This is a genomic window from Pseudomonas fluorescens group sp. PF-1 (assembly GCF_054481335.1).
The window spans coordinates 3,338,107-3,358,349 of sequence record NZ_JBTMNG010000002.1 but is presented as its reverse complement, the minus strand read 5'-3'; the positions used below and the strand labels follow the sequence as shown (position 1 = coordinate 3,358,349).

The window sequence follows — 20,243 nt, the reverse complement described above, 5'->3', positions numbered from 1 at the left end:
GTAACGAGCGCTCATGTCGGTCCGTTCAACAGACTTGCTCTGCAGTCCACCCCCCAATACCGAACATCGTTCGCGATGACCTCATGTCCGGAAAAAAGTCCAGGCAACTCGGCCTTGAGAAAGTCCACCCAGGTCCTGACCTTGGCATCCAGAAAACGCTTGGAAGGATAGAGTGCATAGACGTTGCGCTCCCTGAGCCGGTGGTCGCCCAGCAGGCGCAGCAAGGTGCCCTCGCGCAGCGACCGGGTGGCGGTATAGAACGGCAACAGGCTGATGCCCATCCCGGCCTCCGACGCATTGACCATCGCTTCGGGAACGTTGCTCTGGAAGGTCTTGCCGGGCACCACGCAATGCTCACCCTGCTCGTCACGGAACACCCACTCATCGCCGTACAACGGGTCGATCATGCGCAGGCAGCAATGTTCATTCAGTTGTTCGGGGCGGGTGGGCAGGCCCCGACGCGCGATGTACGCAGGCGATGCGCAAGGCATGCTGAAGATGCACCCTACCGTTTGGGCAACGAATTGTGAATCCGCCAATTCATGGGCAATGGAGATGACTACGTCGTGGCCGTCTTCAAGGGGGTCGGGGTTGCGTTGCGACAAGGTCAACTCGACCACCACGTCCGGATAGAGCTCGCAGTAGCGGGCAATCAGCGGCGTCATCAGCACGCCCAGCCCGGTCAAACAGTGCAGACGCAACCGGCCATTGGGCTTCAGGTGAGCGCCACGGGCTTCTGCGGTGGCCTCGGCCATGTCATCCAGTATTTGCCGCGCCCGCAACAGGAAGCGTTCGCCGGCTTCGGTCAGGCTCAAACGGCGGGTGGTGCGCTGCAACAGACGCGCCTGCACGTGCTGCTCAAGATCCGCCACCAGCCGAGACACTTGCGCCGTGGAAAAGTCCAGCGCCTGTGCGGCGGTGGTAAAGCTGCCTGCATCGGCTACACGTACAAATACGCGCAGGCTGTTAAGCAAGTCCATGGACCCTCCGGCGACAATGACTGTTGCATCTGATGTAACGCTGCATCAAGTACGGCCCTCTTTATCCCTATCTGTAGAAGAATAGAATTGACTCATCGAAACACCACGGAGAAGAAACCATGAAGACTTTGTTAAGCGTCCTGTTGGCCCTGACCACGACCGCCGTCATGGCCGGTGAAGGCAACCCGGCCACAACACCTCCATCCCTGGATATCGCGAAGGTCATCTCGGTATCCGATACCTCGACTGCCTGCGACGTCGTACCGGCGACCATGGTCTACATAGACCATCAGGGTGAAACCCACCAGTTGACCTACAACGTGATGGGCAGTTGCTCGGGCGTGTGAGAGACCGCAAAGGCACCTCGTTCACGCCGCTATACGGGTGGCCTGCAGGGCCAACTCGTGCAAATCGGCCAACCGCTGCATGACGCGTTCGACCACTTCCAGCCTGGCCACCGCGCCACTGCGTAACTCCCCCATCGACTGCAACGCGACCTCGGCCTTGTCCAGGCCCAAACGCGTCGAATCGGTCAGTTGTTCAAGGCCCTGACGGGCATCCTGCGCCGACTTTTCCAGACCTGTCGCGATCTGCCGGATCTGCGCACTGGAGTCCGCTGCCTGGCGCGACAGATTGCGCACCTCGTCCGCCACCACGGCAAAACCACGGCCATGGTCACCGGCCCGCGCGGCTTCGATCGCGGCGTTGAGCGCCAGCAGGTTGGTCTGCCGGGCGATGTCCTGGATGCTGCCGACAATCGCACCAATGCGTACCGACTGGCTGCCCAGCTCATCGAACACCTGATCCAGGCGCTGCAGGTACTGATCAAGATCCCCCAGCACGGCAGCCGAAGACTGCATGCTCACGGCGCTGGCCTGTACCCGCTCGCCCGCGCCACGCGCCAGTTGGTTGGCAAAGCGCATGTCGTCTTCAGTCTGCTGCACCACTTGAGTCAAGTGTTCAAGTGCCACCTTGACCTCGGCGCCCGGCCAGGCCGGCTCGACCACCGGCAACGACGGTAGCGGGACCGGTGCACTGGACACCACGGGATCCGGCTCCCGCTCCACGAGCACCTCGACCACGCGCACCGGCTGACGCTGATAAAGCACCGCCGCCGCCAGCAGCAACAAATCGATGATGCCGGCATACATCAGGTGCATGCCGTTGCCGGCAGCGAGCAGCACCACTGCGCCGCCGGCTGTAATCAGGGCCAGTCGTGCCCAGGCTTTATTGCTCATACTCGCCCCCAGTTGGCTCACAGCAACGTCCAGGTGTAGCTCAGGATCAGTCGGTTCTCGTCGATATCGGTGCGGTAATTGGAGCGCGCCATGGCATTGCGCACCCGGATCCCAAGCCCCGCGAAGGTGCCGCTCTGCACGACGTAACCGAGGTCCAGGTCGCGTTCACGGTCCTTGCCTTCAAAGCCCTTGCCGGTCTCGACGTTGTTGCCGGTGATGTAGCGCACGGTGCTGGTCAGGCCCGGCACGCCGAGGGCGGCGAAGTCGTAGTCGTAGCGCGCCTGCCAGGAGCGCTCGTCGGTAGAGGCGAACTCATAGGTTGGCACTTCGTTGCCCAGCGGCGAGATGTTGGCAAATACCCGAGGGAACGCGCTTTCACCAAACATGCCCTGATAGCCGACGTAGAAGGTATGGCCGCCGTACTTGGCCGACAACAGGGAGAAGAACGCCTGGTTGTCGATATTGCCCAACAGCTTCTTGCCATCCTCCCTGGCATCGAAATAGCCGAGGTTGGCGCCCAGGGTCCAACTGCCCAAGGGCTGGCTGTGTTTCAGGCCCAGGAAGCCTTGATGGTAGATGTCTTCCAGTTGCCCGTACCAGGCACTGACGCTGGTGTGTTTGTCGTTGAAGGCGTAATCGCCGCCACCATAGTTGAACGCGTCACTGCTGGCCTGACGCTGAGGCACGTAGCTGAGCATCGCTTGCATCTTCTCGTCGCCGGCCTCGTTGCGCAGGTGAGTGGAAGTCAGATGACCGCCTTGCAACGTCAGGCCATTGATCTCGCCGGACGTGATGCTGGCCCCCTGGTAGCTTGGCGGCAGCAGGCGGATGTCACTGAACACCAGCACCGGCAAGTTCGGTTGCAGTTCGCCAACGCGCAGTTCGGTTTTCGAGTAACGCAGTTTCAGCGTGCCTTCCACGCGGCTGTAGTCATCGGCCGCGCGACCATCGCTTTGCACCGGTAACAGGCCGGTGTTGACCCGGTCCGGGCTGCTGTCGAGCTTGAGCCCGAGCAGGCCGATGACATCGACGCCAACGCCGATCGTCCCTTGGGTGTAACCGGACTTGGCGTTGAAGATAAAGCCCTGGGCCCACTCCTCGGCCTTCGACTGCCGGTTAGCGCCGACAATGTCCGAAAAGTCCCGGCTGAAGTAGTAATTGCGTGCCTGCAAGGTGGCGGTGGCGTCCTCGATAAAACCGCCCTCGGCGGCCATCAACTGGCTGGAACAACCCAAGGCGACAGCCGTGGACAAAAGCGTACGAGTTGCATGAATGGTTGACTTCATCGGTGTGCTCTTATTGTTGTTATGAATAGGTAAGGCGTGGCGGATAAAGGTCAGCGCGCCACCTCCCGGACGCTGCTGGAGGTGGCATGGGGTGGCCGCCGCGCACCCGACAGCAGGTGAGCGGCCATGCCGAAAATCAGCCCCCAGAACGCGGCGGACAAGCCGAACAGCGACATGCCCGAGGCGGTGGTGAGGAACGTCACCAGCGCCGCTTCGCGGTCATGGGGTACGGCCATGGCATTGGCCAGGGCGCCGGCAATGGCAGCGAACAGGGCCAGGCCCGCCAGGGCGGCGATCAGTTCTTTGGGGAAAGCGGCAAACAACGACACCAGGGTCGCACCAAAGATGCCCAGTACCAGGTAACAGAGACCGCCGACCACACCGGCGACATAGCGTTTGCCCGGGTCTTCGTGGGCCTCGCGGCCAGTGCAGATGGCGGCAGTGATCGCCGCCAGGTTGAGGCCATGGCAACCAAACGGCGCCAACAGCGCCGTGCCCAGCGCGCTGCAGGCGATGATCGGACTGGCCGGCGTGGCGTAACCCGAGGCGCGCAACACGGCCATGCCCGGCACGAACTGCCCGGTCAGTGCCACCATCACCAGTGGCAAGGCGACGTTCAAGGTTGCACTCAGACTGAACTGCGGGGTGACCCAAACCGGCGTCGCCAGGCCGATCACCAGGGCTTCGCGGTGCAATTGGCCGGTGAGTATGGCGATGGCACAGCCCACCACCAGTACCGCCATCACCGCGTAACGCGGCAGCAGCCGTTTGCACACCAGGTAGGTGACGAACATGGCCAGCACCAACCCGGGCTGGCCTTGCAATGACACGAACAGGCCAGTGCCGAAACGCAACAGAATCCCCGCCAGCATGGCCGCTGCGATGGCGCCGGGCAGTTTGCTGATAACGCGGTCGAAGGCGCCCGAGATGCCGACCAGAAAGATAATCAGACTGCTCAGCAGATAGGCACCGACGGCCTCGTTCATCGAGATGCCCGGCAGCAACGCCACCAGCAGGGCCGAGCCGGGTGCCGACCAGGCAATGATGATCGGCACGCGGTAGCGCAGGCTCAGGCCGATGCCCAGCAGCGCACTGCCAATGGAGATCGCCCAGACCCAGGACGACAACAGCTCGCGAGACAGATGCGCGGCGTCCGCCGCCTGGAAAATGATCACCAGTGGGCCCGCATACGAGATCACCGTGGCAATAAAGCCCGCCACCGCAGCGGACAGCGAAAAGTCACGCATCAAGCCTTTCATCAAACAGCTCCTTGCGCACTCAAGCCTTGGCCGTGGACAGTGGCGCGGTCACCCTGGAGGCGTTTCGCTCGCTGCTGATGGCGTACAGGGTCATGGCGAGGGCGGCCACCGCACCCGGCAGGGCGAACGCCATGAAGTTGAGTTGCAGCGGCAAACTGATTCCCAGCAACGCACCGCCTAACAAAGGACCGACAATGGCGCCGTTACGGCCGATCCCCGACGCCCAGCCAAGCCCCGTGGAACGAATGGCCATGGAATAGAACTGCGCGGCACAGGCATACAGCAGGATTTGCGAACCGATGGTGGTGGCGCCGGCGATTGCGATCAGCAGGTACAACACAGGGGTCGGACTTTTGAAGCCGAGCAAGGTGATCGACACCGCGGCAATGGCGAAGAACACCGCCAGCACCCTTGGAAGATTGAGCTTGTCGCCCAATACGCCACCGCCCACCGCACCGAAAATCGCGCCGAAGTTCAACACCAGCAGGAAGGACAAGCTTGAGCCCAGGCTGTAACCGGCGTTGGCCATGAGTTTCGGCAGCCAGGAACTCAGGGCGTAGACCATCAACAGGCAGCAGAAAAACGCCAGCCAGAGCATCAGCGTGCGCATGGCGCGGCCTTCGCGGAACAGCTGCAGTACCGGCGTGCCGGTGCCTTTCACTTCCGCCATGTGCAGGGTATCGCTGGCCTGGGCGACATAGGCCGGGTCAACGCGTTGCAAGACAGCACGCGCTTGCTCGTTGCGGCCCTGGCGCAGCATGAACCCCACCGACTCAGGCAGGAAGTACATGATCAGCGGCAACAGCAGCAAAGGCAGCCCCGCCACATAGAACACCGCCTGCCAACCGAAGCTTGGAATCAGCACGATCCCCAGGCCCGCCGAGAGCATGCCGCCCACCGAATAACCGCTGAACATGATGGCGACCAGGGTGCTGCGAATTTTCTTCGGCGCGTACTCGTTCATCAGCGCCACCACGTTGGGCATGACGCCGCCGATGCCAAGGCCGGCAATGAACCGGCAGATGCCAAAGGTCGTGGGACTCGTGGCAAAGCCATTGAGCACGGTGAAGCCGCTGAAGAGCATCACGCAAAGGGTGATGGTTTTCTTGCGCCCGATCTTGTCCGACAGCGGGCCGAAAAACAGCGCACCGAACATCATGCCAAACAGCGCATAACTGCCCAGAGCCCCGGCCTCCAACGGGCTCAACCCCCACTCTTTCATCAGCGTCGGCAAGACCACCCCGTAGATCACCAGGTCGTAGCCGTCGAAGATGATGATCAGGGCGCACCAGAACAACACCATCCAGTGAAAGCGGTTGAAGCGTGCGTTGTCGATAACCTCGTGTACATCGATTTTTCGCATGGCATGGGTCTCTTGTTGTTATTTTTTATTGTTCGTTCGGGCGTTTCAGCGTGCTGCCATGAGCGGTGCAGGCAAGGGTCCGCCGATGGCGGCCGCATTGTTACGCGCCATGCACAGCACTGTTACGCGGGATGCAAATGAAGGGTATTGAGACCGGCAGAGCGGCAATATCCGCTTTGCGCATATCGCTATCCGTTTTGTGCAGAGGGGTGATATCGGCGCGTTGCCATGGCCCGCGAGCGATTTGTCGGGGGCTCACTCAAGCCTCGTTGATTTAGCTCAATGTCTTCGCCCTGCTCAGGCGTAAAACAGAACCGGGTTCTGGCGACCTGTAGTGGGAAGTGCCGAAACAGTCCAGGTCCAGAAGGAAAAGGGCACCGGCTCAGTGGGCGACATCGCCCTGAGCAAGCCGTCTTGTTGACCCCCTTGGCGCGCACCTCCACGCAGCCGTCACCGCCGGAGAACCTCCATGCTGGCAGTCACCTTGATCAACACGCTGGTGGTCATCGTCGTCGTGGTGATCCACTACGAATGCCTGTTACGCCTGAATGACTGGCTTCCGCGACTCAAGCTTTGGAGCCGCTTCAGGATTGTCGTCGGGGTGTTCGGCGCACTGGTGGCTCACGCGATGGAAGTCTGGTGCTTTGCACTGGTCTATTACCTGATGGTGCGCTCCGGCGAATGGGGCGGCCTGACAGGCAACTTCGATGGTTCGCTGATGGACTGTGTCTACTTTTCCTTCACGACCTACACGACGATCGGTTTCGGCGATATTTCACCCGTGGGCAATCTCAAGTACCTGACCGGCCTGCAAGCGTTGACCGGTCTGGTACTCATCACCTGGACGGCCTCGTTTCTCTTTCTCGAAATGCAAAAGTACTGGAAGAGCAAATAGCGAAGGACCGGACGTTGCCCCTCGCTATCACCGCCCTGCCCCGTCTGGGCCTCAGCCAACGGCCACAGGCGTCCACTGCCAGTTCAGCACCTCGGGCATGTCTTGCCCGTGTTCGATCAGGTAAAGCTTGTGTTTTTCCATCGTCGACCAATACCGCGACCGCGCGATTTGCAGTTGATCATGTAAGCGAGGTACTCGCTCAATGACGTCCAGTGCCAGTTGATAACGATCCAGGTTATTGATCACGGCCATGTCGAACGGCGTCGTGGTCGCGCCCTCCTCCTTGAAGCCGCGGACGTGAAAATTGTCATGATTGGTGCGTTTGTACAGCAGGCGGTGGATCAGCGCGGGATAGCCGTGGAAGGCGAAAATCACCGGTTTATCGACCGTAAACAGCTCATCGAACGCCGTGTCAGGCAAACCGTGGGGGTGCTGGAAGGACGGTTGCAGCACCATCAAGTCGACCACATTGATGACCCTGACGCGCAAATCAGGCACGTACTCGCGCAATAAGGTGACCGCCGCCAGGGTTTCCAGGGTCGGCACATCACCGGCGCAGGCCATCACCACGTCCGGGTCCTGATCATCCCGGCATGCCCAGTCCCAACGACCGATGCCCGTCATGCAATGTCGGATCGCTGCATCAATATCCAGCCACTGCCACTCCGGTTGCTTGCCGGCGACGATGACGTTGATGTAGTTGCGACTTTTCAGGCAATGGTCCGTCACCGACAACAGGCAATTGGCATCGGGCGGCAAGTAGATCCGCACCACGTCTGACTTTTTATTCGCCACCAGATCGATGAACCCCGGATCCTGGTGGGAGAAGCCATTATGATCCTGACGCCAGACATGGGACGTCAGCAAAAAATTGAGCGAAGCAACCGGCTTGCGCCATGGCACCTCGGCGGCGGTTTTCAGCCATTTGGCGTGCTGATTGACCATCGAATCGACGATATGGATGAACGCCTCGTAACAGGACAGCAGGCCATGGCGCCCCGTCAGCAAATAGCCTTCGAGCCAACCCTCGCACACCTGTTCGCTGAGGATCTCCATCACCCGGCCATCGACTGACAGGTTCACATCCTCGGGCTTCAGCGGCTCCATCCATGCCTTGGCGCTGACCTCGTAGACCGCATCCAGCCGGTTCGAGGCTGTTTCGTCCGGACCGAACAGACGGAAGTTATTCGAGGCCAGATTGTTTTTCATCACGTCGCGCAAAAACGTACCCAGTACCCGCGTGGCCTCGGCGCGCACGCTGCCGGGAACCTCGTGCTTCACCGCATAGTCGGTGAACGACGGCAGGTCCAGGGCGCGCAACAGCCCGCCACCGTTGGCGTGGGGATTGGCGCTCATGCGCCGATGCCCGGTCGGTGCCAGCGCGGCGATTTCGGGCAGCAAGGCGCCATTGGCATCAAACAGCTCGCCGGGACGGTAACTGTTGAGCCACGCCTCCAGCTGCTGTAGATGAACGGGCTGCTGAAAATCGGCCAGGGGCACCTGATGGGCGCGCCAGGTCCCTTCGACACGATGGCCATCGACGAATGTCGGGCCGGTCCAGCCTTTAGGGGTGCGCAACACCAACATGGGCCAAAGCGGCCGCTCCAGCCTGCCGGACTGTCGGGACTGGCGCGCGTCGCGCTGAATCTCGCGGATTTTCAGCACCATCGTATCCAGCGTCCGGGCCAGGGCCTGATGCACCTGCGCCGGATCATCGCCCTCAACGAAATAGGGATCGTAGCCATAGCCATACATCAGGGCCGACAACTCATCCTCACTGATGCTGGAGAGCACCGTCGGGTTGGCGATCTTGTAGCCATTGAGGTGCAGGATGGGCAACACCGCGCCGTCACGTCTGGGGTTGAGGAACTTGTTGGAGTGCCAACTGGCCGCCAGCGTACCCGTTTCGGCCTCGCCGTCACCGATCACGCAGGCGACGATCAGGTCCGGGTTATCAAACGCGGCACCATAGGCATGCGCCAGGCTATAGCCGAGTTCGCCGCCTTCATGGATCGAGCCCGGAATCTGCGCCGACACATGGCTGGAGATCCCGTATGGCCAGGAAAACTGCCGAAAAAGGCGCAGCAGGCCGTTGGCATTGCGCTCAACCGAGGGGTAAAGCTCGGTGTAGGTGCCTTCGAGGTAGGTCTGCGCCACAATCGCTGGCCCGCCATGGCCGGGGCCGGCGACAAAGAGCACCGTGAGGTCATACTGATTGATCAGCCGGTTGAGGTGCGTGTAGATCAGGTTGAGTCCCGGCGTCGTGCCCCAATGGCCCAGCAAACGCGGTTTGATGTGTGCCTGTGTCAGGGGCACGTTCAGCAAAGGGTTGTCCTTGAGGTAGATCTGCCCCACAGCCAGATAATTGGAGGCCCGCCAATAGGCATCCAGCCCTTCCAGTTGCTCATCACTCAGAAAATCGCTCATGAAGTTCTCCGCCAGCGCCCGGCCTGCTGAAGTTGTTGGCCGATTCTGGGAGCCTGAAACGTTCAAGACTTGATTTACATCAAATGTCAAAGCCAACGCCCAAGCTGAATGACGTTGGGATCGAACCCTATCGACTGACCAGGACAATCGTGTTCTCCCGTCCGTCGCCTATCCTGCAAAATGCCCGAATGAGCGATGCATCCCCTGGCCCAACACCTATGCTTAGACCACCCCTAATTAATGTTAATGCCGATCAGTTAAGAGTTTGAACGAGCGAAGAGTCGCGTGTGACGAGGGAACTTGCTCCGCTGGGCAGCGAAGCGACCCCAACAACACGGGACGGTTCGGCATTCCGATAAATTCCCTCACTTGAGGTCGAGGGTCATGCTTAACTGATTGACGTTCCCCAACAAGGCGTCATGACCCATGCCTGAAGTCCGTCCACTGCAAGTTCATTATATGAAGGCTGCCTGTTCCAACTGCAGCGTGCTGGAATTGTGCCTGCCGATTGGCATGAGCAGCCTGGAGGTCGAACGGCTGGATACGCTGATCGTGCAACGCTTCAAGGTCAAAAAGGGCGCTGCGTTGTACCGTACGGGAGATCCCCTGCGTTCGCTTTACGCGGTCCGTATCGGCTCCTTCAAGACCAGCGTGCTGTCAGTCGATGGGCGTGAACAGGTCACAGGCTTTCACATACCCGGCGAGATGCTTGGCCTGGACGCCATCAGCGCCGATCAGCACGCCTGCAATGCGTTTGCCCTGGAAGACAGCGAAGTCTGCCCCATCCCTTTTGCGCAACTGGAGAAACTCGCGCAAAACCTGCCATCGCTGCAACACAACCTCAACAGGCTCCTGAGCCGTGAAATCGTGCGTGATCACAGCATGCTGATGCTGATGGGCAACATGAACTCCGATGAGCGCCTGGCCGCTTTTCTGCTGAACCTGTCGCAACGTTTCAGCATCCGTGGCTATTCCGCCAAGGATTTCGTGCTGAAAATGCGTCGCGAAGAAATCGGCTCCTACCTGGGGTTGCGTTTGGAAACCATCTGCCGGGGGATCGCGCACCTGCGGGACCAAGGATTGGTGGAGGTCGCAGGCCGAGACGTCAAGATCCAGAACCTGGAAGGGCTCAAGCAGCTGGTCGCCGGATGCAATCGCTCTATGCGCTAACCCTTGCACATCTGGAGAATCGTCATGCGCGCCATGGTGCTACGTACTTACGGCGAACCGCTGCAACTGGAAGAACGCCCCATCCCCACACCCGGCCCGCACCAACTGTTAATCAAAGTCCTGGCCTGCGGCGTCTGTCGCACCGACCTGCACCTGGTGGACGGCGAATTGGCGCAAGCGCAACTGCCACGGGTCCCAGGCCACGAGATCGTCGGTGAAGTCACGGCGGTGGGCGCCGATGTCGCAGCGCACTGGATCGGCCAGCGGGTCGGGGTTCCGTGGCTGGGGTGGACCTGCGGTCAGTGCGAATTCTGTCTGTCGGGCCGGGAGAATCTTTGCGACAAGGCGCAGTTCACCGGTTGCCATCTGGACGGCGGTTACGCCGAATACACCGTTGCCGACGAGCGTTTCTGCTTCCCGATCCCCCAGGTGCTCTCGGACATTCAAGCGGCTCCGCTGCTGTGTGCCGGGCTGATCGGCTTTCGCGCGTTGCAGATGGCCGGGGGCGCGCGCCACCTGGGTCTCTACGGGTTCGGTGCGGCGGCGCATCTGGCGATTCAGGTGGCGCGGGGCCGTGGACAAAAGGTGTACGCCTTTACCCGACCGGATGACCATGACGGTCAGGCTTACGCCCGATCCCTGGGGGCCGAATGGGCGGGGGCATCGGATCAACCGCCACCGCACTTGCTCGACGCCAGCCTGATTTTCGCGCCCGTCGGTGCTTTGGTGCCGATGGCACTGACGGCGACGGTCAAGGGCGGCTGTGTGATCTGCGCCGGCATTCACATGAGCGACATTCCCGCGTTTCCTTATCGGCTGCTCTGGGGCGAACGCAGCGTTCGTTCAGTGGCCAACCTGACCCGCGAGGATGGCAGCGCGTTTTTTCAAGAGCTCAAACACACGCCCGTGCATTGCGACGTCACTCTTTTTGCCCTGGACGACGCCAATCAGGCACTCGCCTGCTTGAGGGCCGGGCAGTTCAATGGCGCCATCGTGCTCACCCCGTGACGCCCGTCCTGACCGCCAGAATGCTGCCCGGCACCGAGTACAGCGCACGTTCAGTGTTACTGCCGATCAAGCGATCGATTCCCACCCGGTGCACGGTCCCCATCACCACCACATCCGCCAGGTATTGTTCGACAAACTCACTGATCACCGGCACGGGCAAACCCATGACGAAATGCCGCCGCTCAGGCGGCACCCCGTAACGATCCGCGAGGGCCACAAAAGCCTGGTGCAGGGACTGACGCAGTTCCTCGATGAAGTCCACCCCCCAACCACCGCCCACCAGCGGCGAATCGGCATTGAAGGCCGGCGACAAATCGTAGGCATACAGCAAGTGCAACGGCGCATCGCATTGCAAGGCCAGGGCATTGGCGGTTTGAATGATGGTGTCGTTCAGGCCATTGATTTGCGTGGAAGGATCAAACGGATCGACGGCAGCCACGACCCGGTGCGGCAAGCTGTAGCGGGCCTGGTTGACCAGATGTACGGGCACCGGGCAGACACGCAGCAGGTGGCAATCGAGCGGCGTGATGAACACTCGCTTGAGTACAGGCTCCAGGGTGACATCCTTGATCAACAGGTCGGGCTTGAGTTCTTCGACCGTTTTCAGGATGTCCAGCAGTGGATGGGTCGTGAAAACCACTTCCACCGAGACATCCAGCCCTTGTCCGCCGAGCAGTTCGACCTCGTCTGAAACCCAGCGACGATAGCGGCGCATGTAACGCTGATACCCGGCGTCGTCCGTTTTCTCTTCCCACAAATGCACGACCGGCACCGGTTCGACAAAGGCTCTTATATCCAGCACCGCCCCGCTCACCTTGGCCAGCGCAACGGCGCGCAGCAGGGCGGGAGATTGTTGCAGGGTTTGGTCGGCAATCAGCAATAAACGTTGATATTGACCCATCACACACCTCCGCTCGGTTCCGGCCCTTCAGTGCCGTCAGGTTCCAGACTGCGCTCGTTACCCCCTGCCCCACGTTGATTTACATCAAACACGTGCAAATCTGCGCCGTCGGCAAGAGTCTATGATCCAGATCAGATTCAAGCGCCGCCGACGGCGTAGAAAGGAATGAACCGTACGGCGCGTCACCGTGCGCCTGCCTTTCAAACCGAATGGAGGATCACCCCATGCTCACCGTCAAAGACCACAACGATCGGGCCGCAGCGGCCTACTCCACCGTCACCGGAGAACACTGGATCGAAGCGCTCAAGGATGGCCGCCATGTATTGATTCGGCCGCTGACGGAGAAAGACCGCGAGCGTGAATACGCCTTCATCAAGCGGCTGTCGCCCGAGTCCCGGCACATGCGCTTTCTTTCACAGATCAGTGAGCCCGGCACCGGGATGCTCGACCAGCTGATGGATACCGACAACAAGCAGCGCACCGCCTACGTCGCGCTGGTCCACGAAAACGGCCAATTGATTGAAATTGGCGTCGCCCGCTATGCCGCCACGTCCGAGCATGAATGTGAATGTGCCGTGACCGTCGCCGATGAATGGGCACATCTGGGCCTGGGGACATTGTTGATGGAACACTTGATCAAGACCGCACGCAAAAACAACTTTCACCAGATGTATTCGGTGGACGCCTCAAGCAATGCACCGATGCGGGATCTGGCCAAATCCCTGGGGTTCGAGACACGCAATGATCCCGATGACACCCGCCAGGTCATTCATCGTCTGCACCTGTAATACATCGCCTCGCGATGTACCGGCCAACGGTTCATCGCGGGGCGATTGAGTACACAAGATTGCAAGTCCCTCCCCCGTTCAATCGCCTGTCTCGGTATCAGCGTGATTCCTGTCAGTCCACAAGGTCGGCGCTCATCCTTGCGCCCCGGGTATAAGCAGATCGCCCCCCGGGGAATGGGCGTGTGAAAGAAGTCCGGCCGGTGCTGACAGGCCAGACATGCGGCGCATCGATTCGCGCCTTGAGCTGGTCGACAAACGCCTGGGCGCCTTCCAGGCTGTTGAAGTCCACCGCCAGGTCGTCCATGTACACCATCCAGACATCGGTTGCCTGCTTCTGCGTGATCTCAATAATCATCGAAAACCTCCCGAAATCCTCGAAAATGCCCCCGCACCCAACGGTGCAATACGCCGATCACTTGAACGGGCGCCAAGGCGCGATAACCCCACGGCCCTCGATCTGGGCCAAGACTGGCTCGGCGACGTTGCCGTGCTTGAAATTGACAGCGTGGATCGCACCCAACTGCCAGACGTTTTCGTTCCAGGTGCGCAAGCGATAAGCACGAACTCCAGATTGCGCCAGGGTGACTGAGCAAAAGTTGATCACGGTCAACAATTTCAATGACTGAACGCGCCACGCATGACCGGACGTCGGGCGGCATCGTCGTAACTCCCCGGGTTTGACAAAGATCAAGCCCGCGTCCCCGGATAGACGCAGGATGAATGCAAGGTTTCACGTCCAGATGGCAGCGCAGCCATTGGACCCAACGCTTGCAAAATGACTAGAGGAGACAGGTCATGTCGGATCAATCACGTTTCATGTTGGTCGTCTCGCCCTTGATGGAAAACAGCCCTGCCTTCGATCGGGCTGCCGCACTGGCCCACGCCTCGAACGCGGCACTGCACATCGTGGCGTTCGACTATCTCGAAGGGCTGGCGACCGCCGGCATGGTCAACGAGCAAGCGCTGGAACAGATGCGGCTCGGGTACGTGGAACGCCATCGCCAGTGGCTGGAAGATCAGGCTCGGCCGTTGCGCAAAATCGGGGTGCACGTGACCACGGAAGTGGTCTGGGTGGAAAAACCCTTGCAGGAAATCCTGATCCATCTCAAAGAGCAGCCCATGGCGGCACTGATCAAGGCCCTGGCACACGAATCGCGTCTGTCGCGCCTGTTGTTTACGCCGCTGGACATTCATCTGCTGCGCGAATGCCCGGTGCCCTTGCATTTTGTCAGCCACATGCACCACGCCTTGCCGCGCAAGATAGTCGCCGCCATCGACCCCTTCCATCGCGAGGGGCAATACCAGGACTTCAATGACCGGATTCTGCAAGAGGCTTCAAAACTGGCGATTACCTGTCATGCCGAACTGGACGTTGTCTATGCCCATGACCTCTCTTCCATCAGCGCAGACGAATTCGGCTTCGAGAATGCCTCGACGTTTTTCTCTTCCAGCAAAGCCAAGACCCTGTTCGATGCACAGGCTGATGCCTTCCGCGAACTGTCGGAGCGCAACGGCATCCCGCCGGAGCACCAGCGCATGATCATGGGCAATCCGGCGAAGGTGCTTGCCAGCTACGCAACCGCCTATGACATCGACATGATCGTGATGGGCCGGGCCGGGCATCGTGTCATGGACCGGTTGGTCGGCAGTACGGTAGAACATCTGCTGTACAAGATGCCGTGCAGCGTCTGGGTGGTTTCGCCACAGGAACTGAATGAGGAATAAAGGAAGTCACGTGGGCGCCGTCCTTTGTCGGTCGAACCGTGTCGCCGGCAATGGACGGGATGGTTTTGCGCGACCGCACGTAGAGAAGCCTGGCCAGCCTCTACTCGCGAGTCTCGCCAATTCTTCCCGTTTTGCGGTGCAACACTGGCGTGCGTGAATCCATGTTCTAAGGTTATCCGCAGGCGATCCATCGCAAACGAAGAACATGATCTTGCGATAACTGACCCTGCGCAAAAGCGATTGACGTGGTTAGCGGTAACGACTGAAAGGTGGTGGGTTAACGAAGGCCTCAGTGCTCGGGCCAAGGCGTTGCGCATATCAAGGAGTTCCCGATGGCCGACTCAAGCAAGAAGATGAGCCTCATGGGGCTTACCACGCTGGTGACCGTGAACATGATGGGCTCGGGCATCATCCTGCTGCCGACGAGCATGGCGCAACTCGGTGCCGTTTCATTGCTCTCATGGCTCGTCACCGCCGTCGGCTCCATGGCCATCGCCTATTGCTTTTCCCAGTGCGGTATCTACTGTCTGCGCTCGGGCGGGCTGTCGGCCTACACCGAAGAGGCTCATGCCAAATCGGGCTTCTTCCTCTGTTCGTATCTGTATTTTCTCTCCCTGGGCATCGCCAATGTGGCCGTCGCCATTTCTGCGGTGGGTTACATGACAGCGTTCGTGCCCTGGCTCGGCAGTGGCGCCATTCCCCTGTTCATCGGTACGGTCGGCCTGCTCTGGCTCACCACTGTGGCCAACTTCGGCGGCCCGAGCATCACGGGCAAGATCGGTACGATTACCGTGTGGGGTGTCATCATCCCGGTGGCCGGCTTGAGCATCATCGGTTGGTACTGGTTCAAGACCGATGTGCTGATAGCCGCCTGGAACCCCAACAACCTGCCGATCTCCGAAGCCATCAGCAAGGCGATTCCCCTGACCCTGTGGGCTTTTCTGGGCATGGAGTCGGCGGCGCAGGCTTCCGATGCGGTGGAAAATCCCAAGCGCAACGTGCCGCTGGCCTGCCTCTTCGGCACGCTGGGCGCGGCGGTGGTCTACATACTGTCGACGACGGTAATCCAGGGGATGATTCCCAATGCCGAACTGGCCAACTCGTCCGCGCCCTTCGCCCTCGTCTATGCCCACATGTTCAATCCCACGGTCGGCAACATCGTCATGGCGCTGGCCGTGATGGCCTGTGTCGGGTCGTTGCTGGGCTGGCAATTCACCCTGGCGCAAACCGCCAAGATGACCGCTGACCAGGGCATGTTCCCGAAATTCTTCAGCAAGGTCAGTACGCGGGATGCCCCGATTATCGGCATGCTTGCCTGCGGCGTGCTGCAGACCTTGATGGCGCTGTCGACCATTTCACCCAATGCCAGCGAGCAGTTCGGCAAACTCGTCAGCCTGGCGGCAGTGACCAACCTGATCCCCTACGTGACAGCCGCCACGGGCCTGCTGGTCATGATGTACAAAGCCAGAGTCAGTAAAGGGATCTACACCCGCAACACCTCGCTATTACTGATCGCCGTGGCCTATTCGTTGTACGCCCTTTATGCCTGTGGCAAGGATGCCGTATTCGGTGGCCTCATCGTCCTTGCATTTGGCTACCTGCTCTATGGCTTCCTCTCCAAACGTTTTGTCGAAATGCCTCCCGCCGCCCCGACCAGTGCCGGCAATCCTCAGCTGTAATTTTCAGGCAACACGGACATTCGAATGCGGGGCGCCAGGATATGAACGTACAACGGATCAAAGCCACCCACTTGCTGCTGGTCAGCCTGCTTGCCATGGTGCCGGCACTGGCCGATGCCAATACCCTTGAACGCGTCCGAGGGAGTCACACCTTCACGCTCGGTTACCTGCCGGACCTGGCCCCATTCAGTGTCCAGGCAGGCGACAAGGCCAGCGGTTATGCGATTGAGCTTTGTCAGAAAATCGCTGACAAAGTCAAAGTCGAGCTGGGCCTGCCCGACCTACAGGTCCGTTACCAACCGGTCGCCCTTGGCGACGCGATGACGGCCGTCAGCACGGGCAAGATCGACATCCTCTGTACGCCCAGCCCACCTACTCTGGAGCGTCGCAAGCAGGTGAGCTACTCGGTACCGATCTACACCGCCGGCCTATCGGTGGTGGTGCGCCAGGAAGCCCCCGAGGCGCTGCTCAATGTCCTCAACGGCAAAGTCGCCCGTACCGGGCCGACCTGGCGGGCGACGGTCAATCATGGGCTGTCCGATCAAACCTATGTCACCACCGCTGGCGGGATCACCGAGACGTGGATCCGCCAGCAAATGCGTTTGCTCGGCGTGGTGGCCACCCTGGTCACGGTCAAGAACACTGAAGCGGGCGTCAACCTGGTCGCCGAGGGCAAGGCCGATGCCTTTTTCGCCGAACGCATGTTGCTGAGCAACCTCCTGGTCACGCACCCCTCCACGGCAAAACTGGTGCTGCTGGATCGGGTTTTCGAATATTCGCCGACCGCGATGGCAGTGGATCGAGACGATGAAAATTTCCGCTTGCTGGTTGATACCGCGCTCAGCGAAATGTACAGGTCGGGCGAGATTGAACAGGCCTGTAACACCTACCTGGGGGGCATCAGCGACATGGCGAAAAAACTGTTCAAGGTCTACGCGCTTCCCTAGAAGAGAGCCGCAACGATCGGGGCCATCGGTCGAGGAAGAAAAAACCCTCTACCTCTACCGGTGCGCCATGATCCGTCGCGGGAGCTGCTACGCTTGAAACAATGTACTTCGCCGCTTTCAGGAAACCGGCACACGCACTTTCTGTGGGCTGATGGAGCAGTCGCATTCCCGGATCCCGTGCCCAAGCGAGTCTGACTTCGTTGAGCAAAGGAGTGGACATGCCTCCCCGCAAAAATAGCCCCGCCCATGGCAAGACAGCGCAATCGGAAGACCACGGGGACGAGTTGGTCTTTCACTCGCGCAAGGAGCGTCTGTACGAGGGCGAACAGATACGCGAGCGCGTGCCCCATGCCGATCACGCCGTATGGAAACCACCGCGCAAACATCGTGACCCCATCGAACTCCTCGAAGTCTCCAACCGCTATCGATTGCCCAATCTGGTACCGGTGCGCTACGGCCGCATGTCGCGCAGTCCATTCACTTTTCTGCGTGGCTCTGCGGGCTTGATGGCGCATGACCTGGCCAAGACGCCGACCACCGGCATTCAGGTGCAGGCCTGCGGCGATTGTCACCTGATGAACTTCGGGTTATTCGCCACACCTGAGCGCAACCTGATATTTGACATCAACGATTTCGACGAAACGCTTCCAGCCGCCTGGGAGTGGGATGTCAAACGCCTGGCGATAAGTTTTGCCGTGGCCGCGCGGGATAACCGCCTCAGCGATAAAGACGCACGGGCCATCGCCGTCGAAAGCGTTCGAGCCTACCGCGAAAGCCTGCGCAAGCATTCGAAGATGAGCCCACTGGATGTCTGGTATGACCGACTGGATGCCCAATCGATCATCGACATGGCGCCCAATTCAGAGATCAAGAAGTTTCGCGAGCAAGTGGTCGCAAAGGCCAGGATGCGCGTCGGCGATTACCTCTACCCCAGGATCAGCAGTGAAGTCGGCGGACGGCGGCGCCTGATCGATCAACCCCCGATACTGTTTCATGTGTATGAAAAAGGCTTCATGAAAAACGTGCGCCTGACGCTGCAAGACTATCGATTGTCGCTGCCCCATGAACGGCGGGTGCTCTTCGACCGCTATCGCCTCGAAGACATTGCGGTCAAGGCCGTCGGGATCGGTAGCGTCGGCACCTATTGTTTCGTCGGCCTGTTCTTTTCCGCGGAAAATCACCCGCTGCTCCTGCAATTCAAGGAAGCCTGTCCCTCGGTGCTGGCGCCCTATGCGGGCAAGAGCGAATACGAGAACCAGGGCCAACGTGTCGTCACGGGGCAACGCCTGATGCAGTCGTCCAGCGATATCTTCCTGGGCTGGACACGCAGTCAGAACGGTCGCTACTTTTTTGTACGTCAGCTGCGCGATATGAAGATGTCAGCGCCCATCGAGGGTATATCCGCCACGCGAATGAAGCTGTACGCCGAGTGCTGCGGCCTGACCCTGGCCCGTGCCCACGCCAAATCCGGGGATGCTGCACTCATCAGTGGCTATCTGGGCAAGACGGATTCCTTCGACCAGGCCATCGGCAAATTTGCCCTCGCCTATGCCGATCAGACTGCAAAAGACCATGCCATGCTGCTGGCCGCAGAAAAATCAGGACGGATCAATGTGTTGAGGGAAGAAGAGTAATGAGCGCGCAGCGGACTTTAGCCGGTCCGCTGCCAATGCGGATGTCCCGTTGAGCTTACCCCTGCCTGACGATGTCGACCGAGATCTCACACGCCGCGACCGTTCCCCTGTTTTCAAGCCAGTGGGTGGTGTTTCGGTCTTCAGGCCAGCCCACTCCCGGCCCGTAGTCGGTGGCCGTTCCATTTCGGTGATCGGTGATCGTTCCTTGCAATATGTAGACGATGCCCGGCCTGTCGACATGGTTGTGCACCGGCCCGAACACACCTCCAGGCTCGATGGTCACCAAACGCATCCTGAGTTGGCGCCCGGCCATGCCCTCGATCTCGGGACCCAGGTCGATCGTTGCGAGTAACTGCACCGCAACACCTTTCGTTTCGGGTGCCATCTGTTCGTTGCTCATCATGCGTTCCTCTCTGTATCTGCAGGCCCTGATGAGCAGTAGACACCTTAAAAGGCCTGAGCAGTCGAGAGGCGACCAAGGGTCGATTTCGTGGCGTCGTGAAAGGCGAGGCTTGAATCAAGCCTCGCCCTGACGCTTACCAGACAGGCTTGAAGCAGTACGCCGCCAGCTTGTTACCGTCGAGGTCGCGGGCATAGGCCGCGTAGGCATTAGGCGCCCAGCCACGAGGGCCCGGTGCGCCTTCGTCGGTGCCGCCATTGGCCAGCGCGGCAGCGTGGAAGGCATCGATCGCGGCGCGATCAGGTGCTTCAAAGCTGACCGTGACACCGTTGCCCACGCTCGCCGGGGCGCCGTTGGCCGGTTTCAGCACGAAGAAGGACGGGGCGTCCTGTCCCCAGATCGAGCCATTGTCATCGAGGTCGGCAAGGCGCTTCTGGCCCAGTGCGCCGAGGACTTTGTCGTAAAAGTCGCGGGCTTTTTGCAGATCGTTGGTGCCGACGGTGACATGGGTAAAGATGCTCATTGTGATGTTCTCTCGGGTAA

At 60.1% G+C, this 20,243-nt stretch carries 19 protein-coding genes and 1 pseudogene; 9 read left to right on the top strand and 11 right to left on the bottom strand.

Going from position 1 to position 20,243, the window contains the following annotated elements:
* Window positions 1-11: 11 nt before the first annotated feature.
* Window positions 12-980, bottom strand: a complete 969-nt coding sequence (locus tag ACX3YD_RS30220) for a LysR family transcriptional regulator (protein ID WP_458961817.1) — start codon at window positions 978-980, stop codon at window positions 12-14.
* A gap of 119 nt (window positions 981-1,099) precedes the next feature.
* Between ACX3YD_RS30220 and ACX3YD_RS30215 the strand changes: the two genes are divergently transcribed.
* Entirely contained in the window at window positions 1,100-1,327 is a 228-nt protein-coding gene (locus tag ACX3YD_RS30215; protein WP_458961816.1) for a DUF2790 domain-containing protein, read from the top strand.
* A 21-nt stretch (window positions 1,328-1,348) separates the two neighbouring features.
* On the opposite strand, the pseudogene ACX3YD_RS30210 reads toward ACX3YD_RS30215, so the two are convergent.
* From ACX3YD_RS30210 to ACX3YD_RS30195, 4 genes and pseudogenes are all read right to left on the bottom strand, one after another.
* Window positions 1,349-1,750 (bottom strand): annotated as a pseudogene (locus ACX3YD_RS30210) (methyl-accepting chemotaxis protein); the annotation flags it as partial.
* A gap of 485 nt (window positions 1,751-2,235) precedes the next feature.
* Entirely contained in the window at window positions 2,236-3,504 is a 1,269-nt protein-coding gene (locus ACX3YD_RS30205) for an OprD family porin (RefSeq protein WP_458961815.1), read from the bottom strand.
* A gap of 50 nt (window positions 3,505-3,554) precedes the next feature.
* Window positions 3,555-4,763 (bottom strand): benzoate/H(+) symporter BenE family transporter, encoded by a 1,209-nt coding sequence (locus ACX3YD_RS30200; protein WP_458961814.1) that lies wholly within the window; start codon window positions 4,761-4,763, stop codon window positions 3,555-3,557.
* 19 nt (window positions 4,764-4,782) lie between these two features.
* The gene (locus ACX3YD_RS30195) at window positions 4,783-6,126 is read right to left on the bottom strand and encodes an aromatic acid/H+ symport family MFS transporter (protein ID WP_047528959.1); all 1,344 of its coding nucleotides are present in this window, start codon (window positions 6,124-6,126) and stop codon (window positions 4,783-4,785) included.
* A 469-nt stretch (window positions 6,127-6,595) separates the two neighbouring features.
* Between ACX3YD_RS30195 and ACX3YD_RS30190 the strand changes: the two genes are divergently transcribed.
* Window positions 6,596-7,021: a potassium channel family protein gene (locus ACX3YD_RS30190; RefSeq protein ID WP_103403198.1), complete on the top strand. Its 426-nt coding sequence runs from the start codon at window positions 6,596-6,598 to the stop codon at window positions 7,019-7,021.
* 51 nt (window positions 7,022-7,072) lie between these two features.
* Here the strand turns inward: ACX3YD_RS30190 and ACX3YD_RS30185 are convergent, their stop codons facing one another.
* Window positions 7,073-9,448: a phosphoketolase family protein gene (locus tag ACX3YD_RS30185; protein ID WP_458961813.1), complete on the bottom strand. Its 2,376-nt coding sequence runs from the start codon at window positions 9,446-9,448 to the stop codon at window positions 7,073-7,075.
* Window positions 9,449-9,874: 426 nt separating this feature from the next.
* Between ACX3YD_RS30185 and fnr the strand changes: the two genes are divergently transcribed.
* Window positions 9,875-10,618 (top strand): fumarate/nitrate reduction transcriptional regulator Fnr, encoded by a 744-nt coding sequence (fnr, locus tag ACX3YD_RS30180; protein ID WP_458961812.1) that lies wholly within the window; start codon window positions 9,875-9,877, stop codon window positions 10,616-10,618.
* Window positions 10,619-10,642: 24 nt separating this feature from the next.
* Window positions 10,643-11,626, top strand: a complete 984-nt coding sequence (locus ACX3YD_RS30175; protein ID WP_103403201.1) for a zinc-dependent alcohol dehydrogenase family protein — start codon at window positions 10,643-10,645, stop codon at window positions 11,624-11,626.
* Here ACX3YD_RS30175 and ACX3YD_RS30170 read toward each other — a convergent pair.
* Window positions 11,616-12,527: a universal stress protein gene (locus ACX3YD_RS30170; protein ID WP_103403202.1), complete on the bottom strand. Its 912-nt coding sequence runs from the start codon at window positions 12,525-12,527 to the stop codon at window positions 11,616-11,618. The two genes, ACX3YD_RS30175 and ACX3YD_RS30170, sit on opposite strands and share 11 nt — an antisense overlap.
* A gap of 224 nt (window positions 12,528-12,751) precedes the next feature.
* Between ACX3YD_RS30170 and ACX3YD_RS30165 the strand changes: the two genes are divergently transcribed.
* Entirely contained in the window at window positions 12,752-13,315 is a 564-nt protein-coding gene (locus ACX3YD_RS30165) for a GNAT family N-acetyltransferase (protein ID WP_103403203.1), read from the top strand.
* Window positions 13,316-13,427: 112 nt separating this feature from the next.
* Here the strand turns inward: ACX3YD_RS30165 and ACX3YD_RS30160 are convergent, their stop codons facing one another.
* Both ACX3YD_RS30160 and ACX3YD_RS30155 read right to left on the bottom strand, forming a co-directional pair.
* The gene (locus ACX3YD_RS30160; RefSeq protein WP_103403204.1) at window positions 13,428-13,670 is read right to left on the bottom strand and encodes a hypothetical protein; all 243 of its coding nucleotides are present in this window, start codon (window positions 13,668-13,670) and stop codon (window positions 13,428-13,430) included.
* A 57-nt stretch (window positions 13,671-13,727) separates the two neighbouring features.
* Window positions 13,728-13,934, bottom strand: coding sequence for a hypothetical protein (locus ACX3YD_RS30155; RefSeq protein ID WP_458961811.1), 207 nt, complete (start codon window positions 13,932-13,934; stop codon window positions 13,728-13,730).
* Window positions 13,935-14,110: 176 nt separating this feature from the next.
* Here ACX3YD_RS30155 and ACX3YD_RS30150 point away from each other — a divergent pair, with 176 nt between their 5' ends.
* From ACX3YD_RS30150 to ACX3YD_RS30135, 4 genes are all read left to right on the top strand, one after another.
* Window positions 14,111-15,040, top strand: a complete 930-nt coding sequence (locus ACX3YD_RS30150) for a universal stress protein (protein WP_458961810.1) — start codon at window positions 14,111-14,113, stop codon at window positions 15,038-15,040.
* Window positions 15,041-15,372: 332 nt separating this feature from the next.
* Window positions 15,373-16,719 (top strand): putrescine-ornithine antiporter, encoded by a 1,347-nt coding sequence (potE, locus tag ACX3YD_RS30145; protein WP_458961809.1) that lies wholly within the window; start codon window positions 15,373-15,375, stop codon window positions 16,717-16,719.
* Window positions 16,720-16,760: 41 nt separating this feature from the next.
* Complete coding sequence (locus tag ACX3YD_RS30140) at window positions 16,761-17,666, top strand: amino acid ABC transporter substrate-binding protein (RefSeq protein WP_458961808.1); 906 nt, start codon at window positions 16,761-16,763, stop codon at window positions 17,664-17,666.
* A 461-nt stretch (window positions 17,667-18,127) separates the two neighbouring features.
* Window positions 18,128-19,300: a DUF2252 domain-containing protein gene (locus ACX3YD_RS30135; RefSeq protein ID WP_458962100.1), complete on the top strand. Its 1,173-nt coding sequence runs from the start codon at window positions 18,128-18,130 to the stop codon at window positions 19,298-19,300.
* A gap of 55 nt (window positions 19,301-19,355) precedes the next feature.
* On the opposite strand, the gene ACX3YD_RS30130 is transcribed toward ACX3YD_RS30135, so the two are convergent.
* Together ACX3YD_RS30130 and ACX3YD_RS30125 are read right to left on the bottom strand one after the other, a co-directional pair.
* Complete coding sequence (locus tag ACX3YD_RS30130; RefSeq protein WP_047538635.1) at window positions 19,356-19,700, bottom strand: cupin domain-containing protein; 345 nt, start codon at window positions 19,698-19,700, stop codon at window positions 19,356-19,358.
* A 136-nt stretch (window positions 19,701-19,836) separates the two neighbouring features.
* Window positions 19,837-20,223 (bottom strand): VOC family protein, encoded by a 387-nt coding sequence (locus ACX3YD_RS30125; RefSeq protein WP_047528937.1) that lies wholly within the window; start codon window positions 20,221-20,223, stop codon window positions 19,837-19,839.
* Between the last annotated feature and the right edge of the window lie 20 nt (window positions 20,224-20,243).

Excerpts from the sequence above, each read along its gene's own strand:
- ACX3YD_RS30195 (WP_047528959.1), bottom strand. The coding sequence starts at position 6,126 with ATGCGAAAAATCGATGTACACGAGGTTATCGACAACGCACGCTTCAAC.
- potE (WP_458961809.1), top strand. The coding sequence starts at position 15,373 with ATGGCCGACTCAAGCAAGAAGATGAGCCTCATGGGGCTTACCACGCTG.
- ACX3YD_RS30220 (WP_458961817.1), bottom strand. The coding sequence starts at position 980 with ATGGACTTGCTTAACAGCCTGCGCGTATTTGTACGTGTAGCCGATGCA.
- ACX3YD_RS30125 (WP_047528937.1), bottom strand. The coding sequence starts at position 20,223 with ATGAGCATCTTTACCCATGTCACCGTCGGCACCAACGATCTGCAAAAA.
- fnr (WP_458961812.1), top strand. The coding sequence starts at position 9,875 with ATGCCTGAAGTCCGTCCACTGCAAGTTCATTATATGAAGGCTGCCTGT.
- ACX3YD_RS30150 (WP_458961810.1), top strand. The coding sequence starts at position 14,111 with ATGTCGGATCAATCACGTTTCATGTTGGTCGTCTCGCCCTTGATGGAA.
- ACX3YD_RS30200 (WP_458961814.1), bottom strand. The coding sequence starts at position 4,763 with ATGAAAGGCTTGATGCGTGACTTTTCGCTGTCCGCTGCGGTGGCGGGC.
- ACX3YD_RS30135 (WP_458962100.1), top strand. The coding sequence starts at position 18,128 with ATGTCGCGCAGTCCATTCACTTTTCTGCGTGGCTCTGCGGGCTTGATG.
- ACX3YD_RS30160 (WP_103403204.1), bottom strand. The coding sequence starts at position 13,670 with ATGATTATTGAGATCACGCAGAAGCAGGCAACCGATGTCTGGATGGTG.
- ACX3YD_RS30205 (WP_458961815.1), bottom strand. The coding sequence starts at position 3,504 with ATGAAGTCAACCATTCATGCAACTCGTACGCTTTTGTCCACGGCTGTC.
- ACX3YD_RS30175 (WP_103403201.1), top strand. The coding sequence starts at position 10,643 with ATGCGCGCCATGGTGCTACGTACTTACGGCGAACCGCTGCAACTGGAA.
- ACX3YD_RS30170 (WP_103403202.1), bottom strand. The coding sequence starts at position 12,527 with ATGGGTCAATATCAACGTTTATTGCTGATTGCCGACCAAACCCTGCAA.
- ACX3YD_RS30215 (WP_458961816.1), top strand. The coding sequence starts at position 1,100 with ATGAAGACTTTGTTAAGCGTCCTGTTGGCCCTGACCACGACCGCCGTC.
- ACX3YD_RS30140 (WP_458961808.1), top strand. The coding sequence starts at position 16,761 with ATGAACGTACAACGGATCAAAGCCACCCACTTGCTGCTGGTCAGCCTG.
- ACX3YD_RS30190 (WP_103403198.1), top strand. The coding sequence starts at position 6,596 with ATGCTGGCAGTCACCTTGATCAACACGCTGGTGGTCATCGTCGTCGTG.
- ACX3YD_RS30130 (WP_047538635.1), bottom strand. The coding sequence starts at position 19,700 with ATGAGCAACGAACAGATGGCACCCGAAACGAAAGGTGTTGCGGTGCAG.
- ACX3YD_RS30165 (WP_103403203.1), top strand. The coding sequence starts at position 12,752 with ATGCTCACCGTCAAAGACCACAACGATCGGGCCGCAGCGGCCTACTCC.
- ACX3YD_RS30185 (WP_458961813.1), bottom strand. The coding sequence starts at position 9,448 with ATGAGCGATTTTCTGAGTGATGAGCAACTGGAAGGGCTGGATGCCTAT.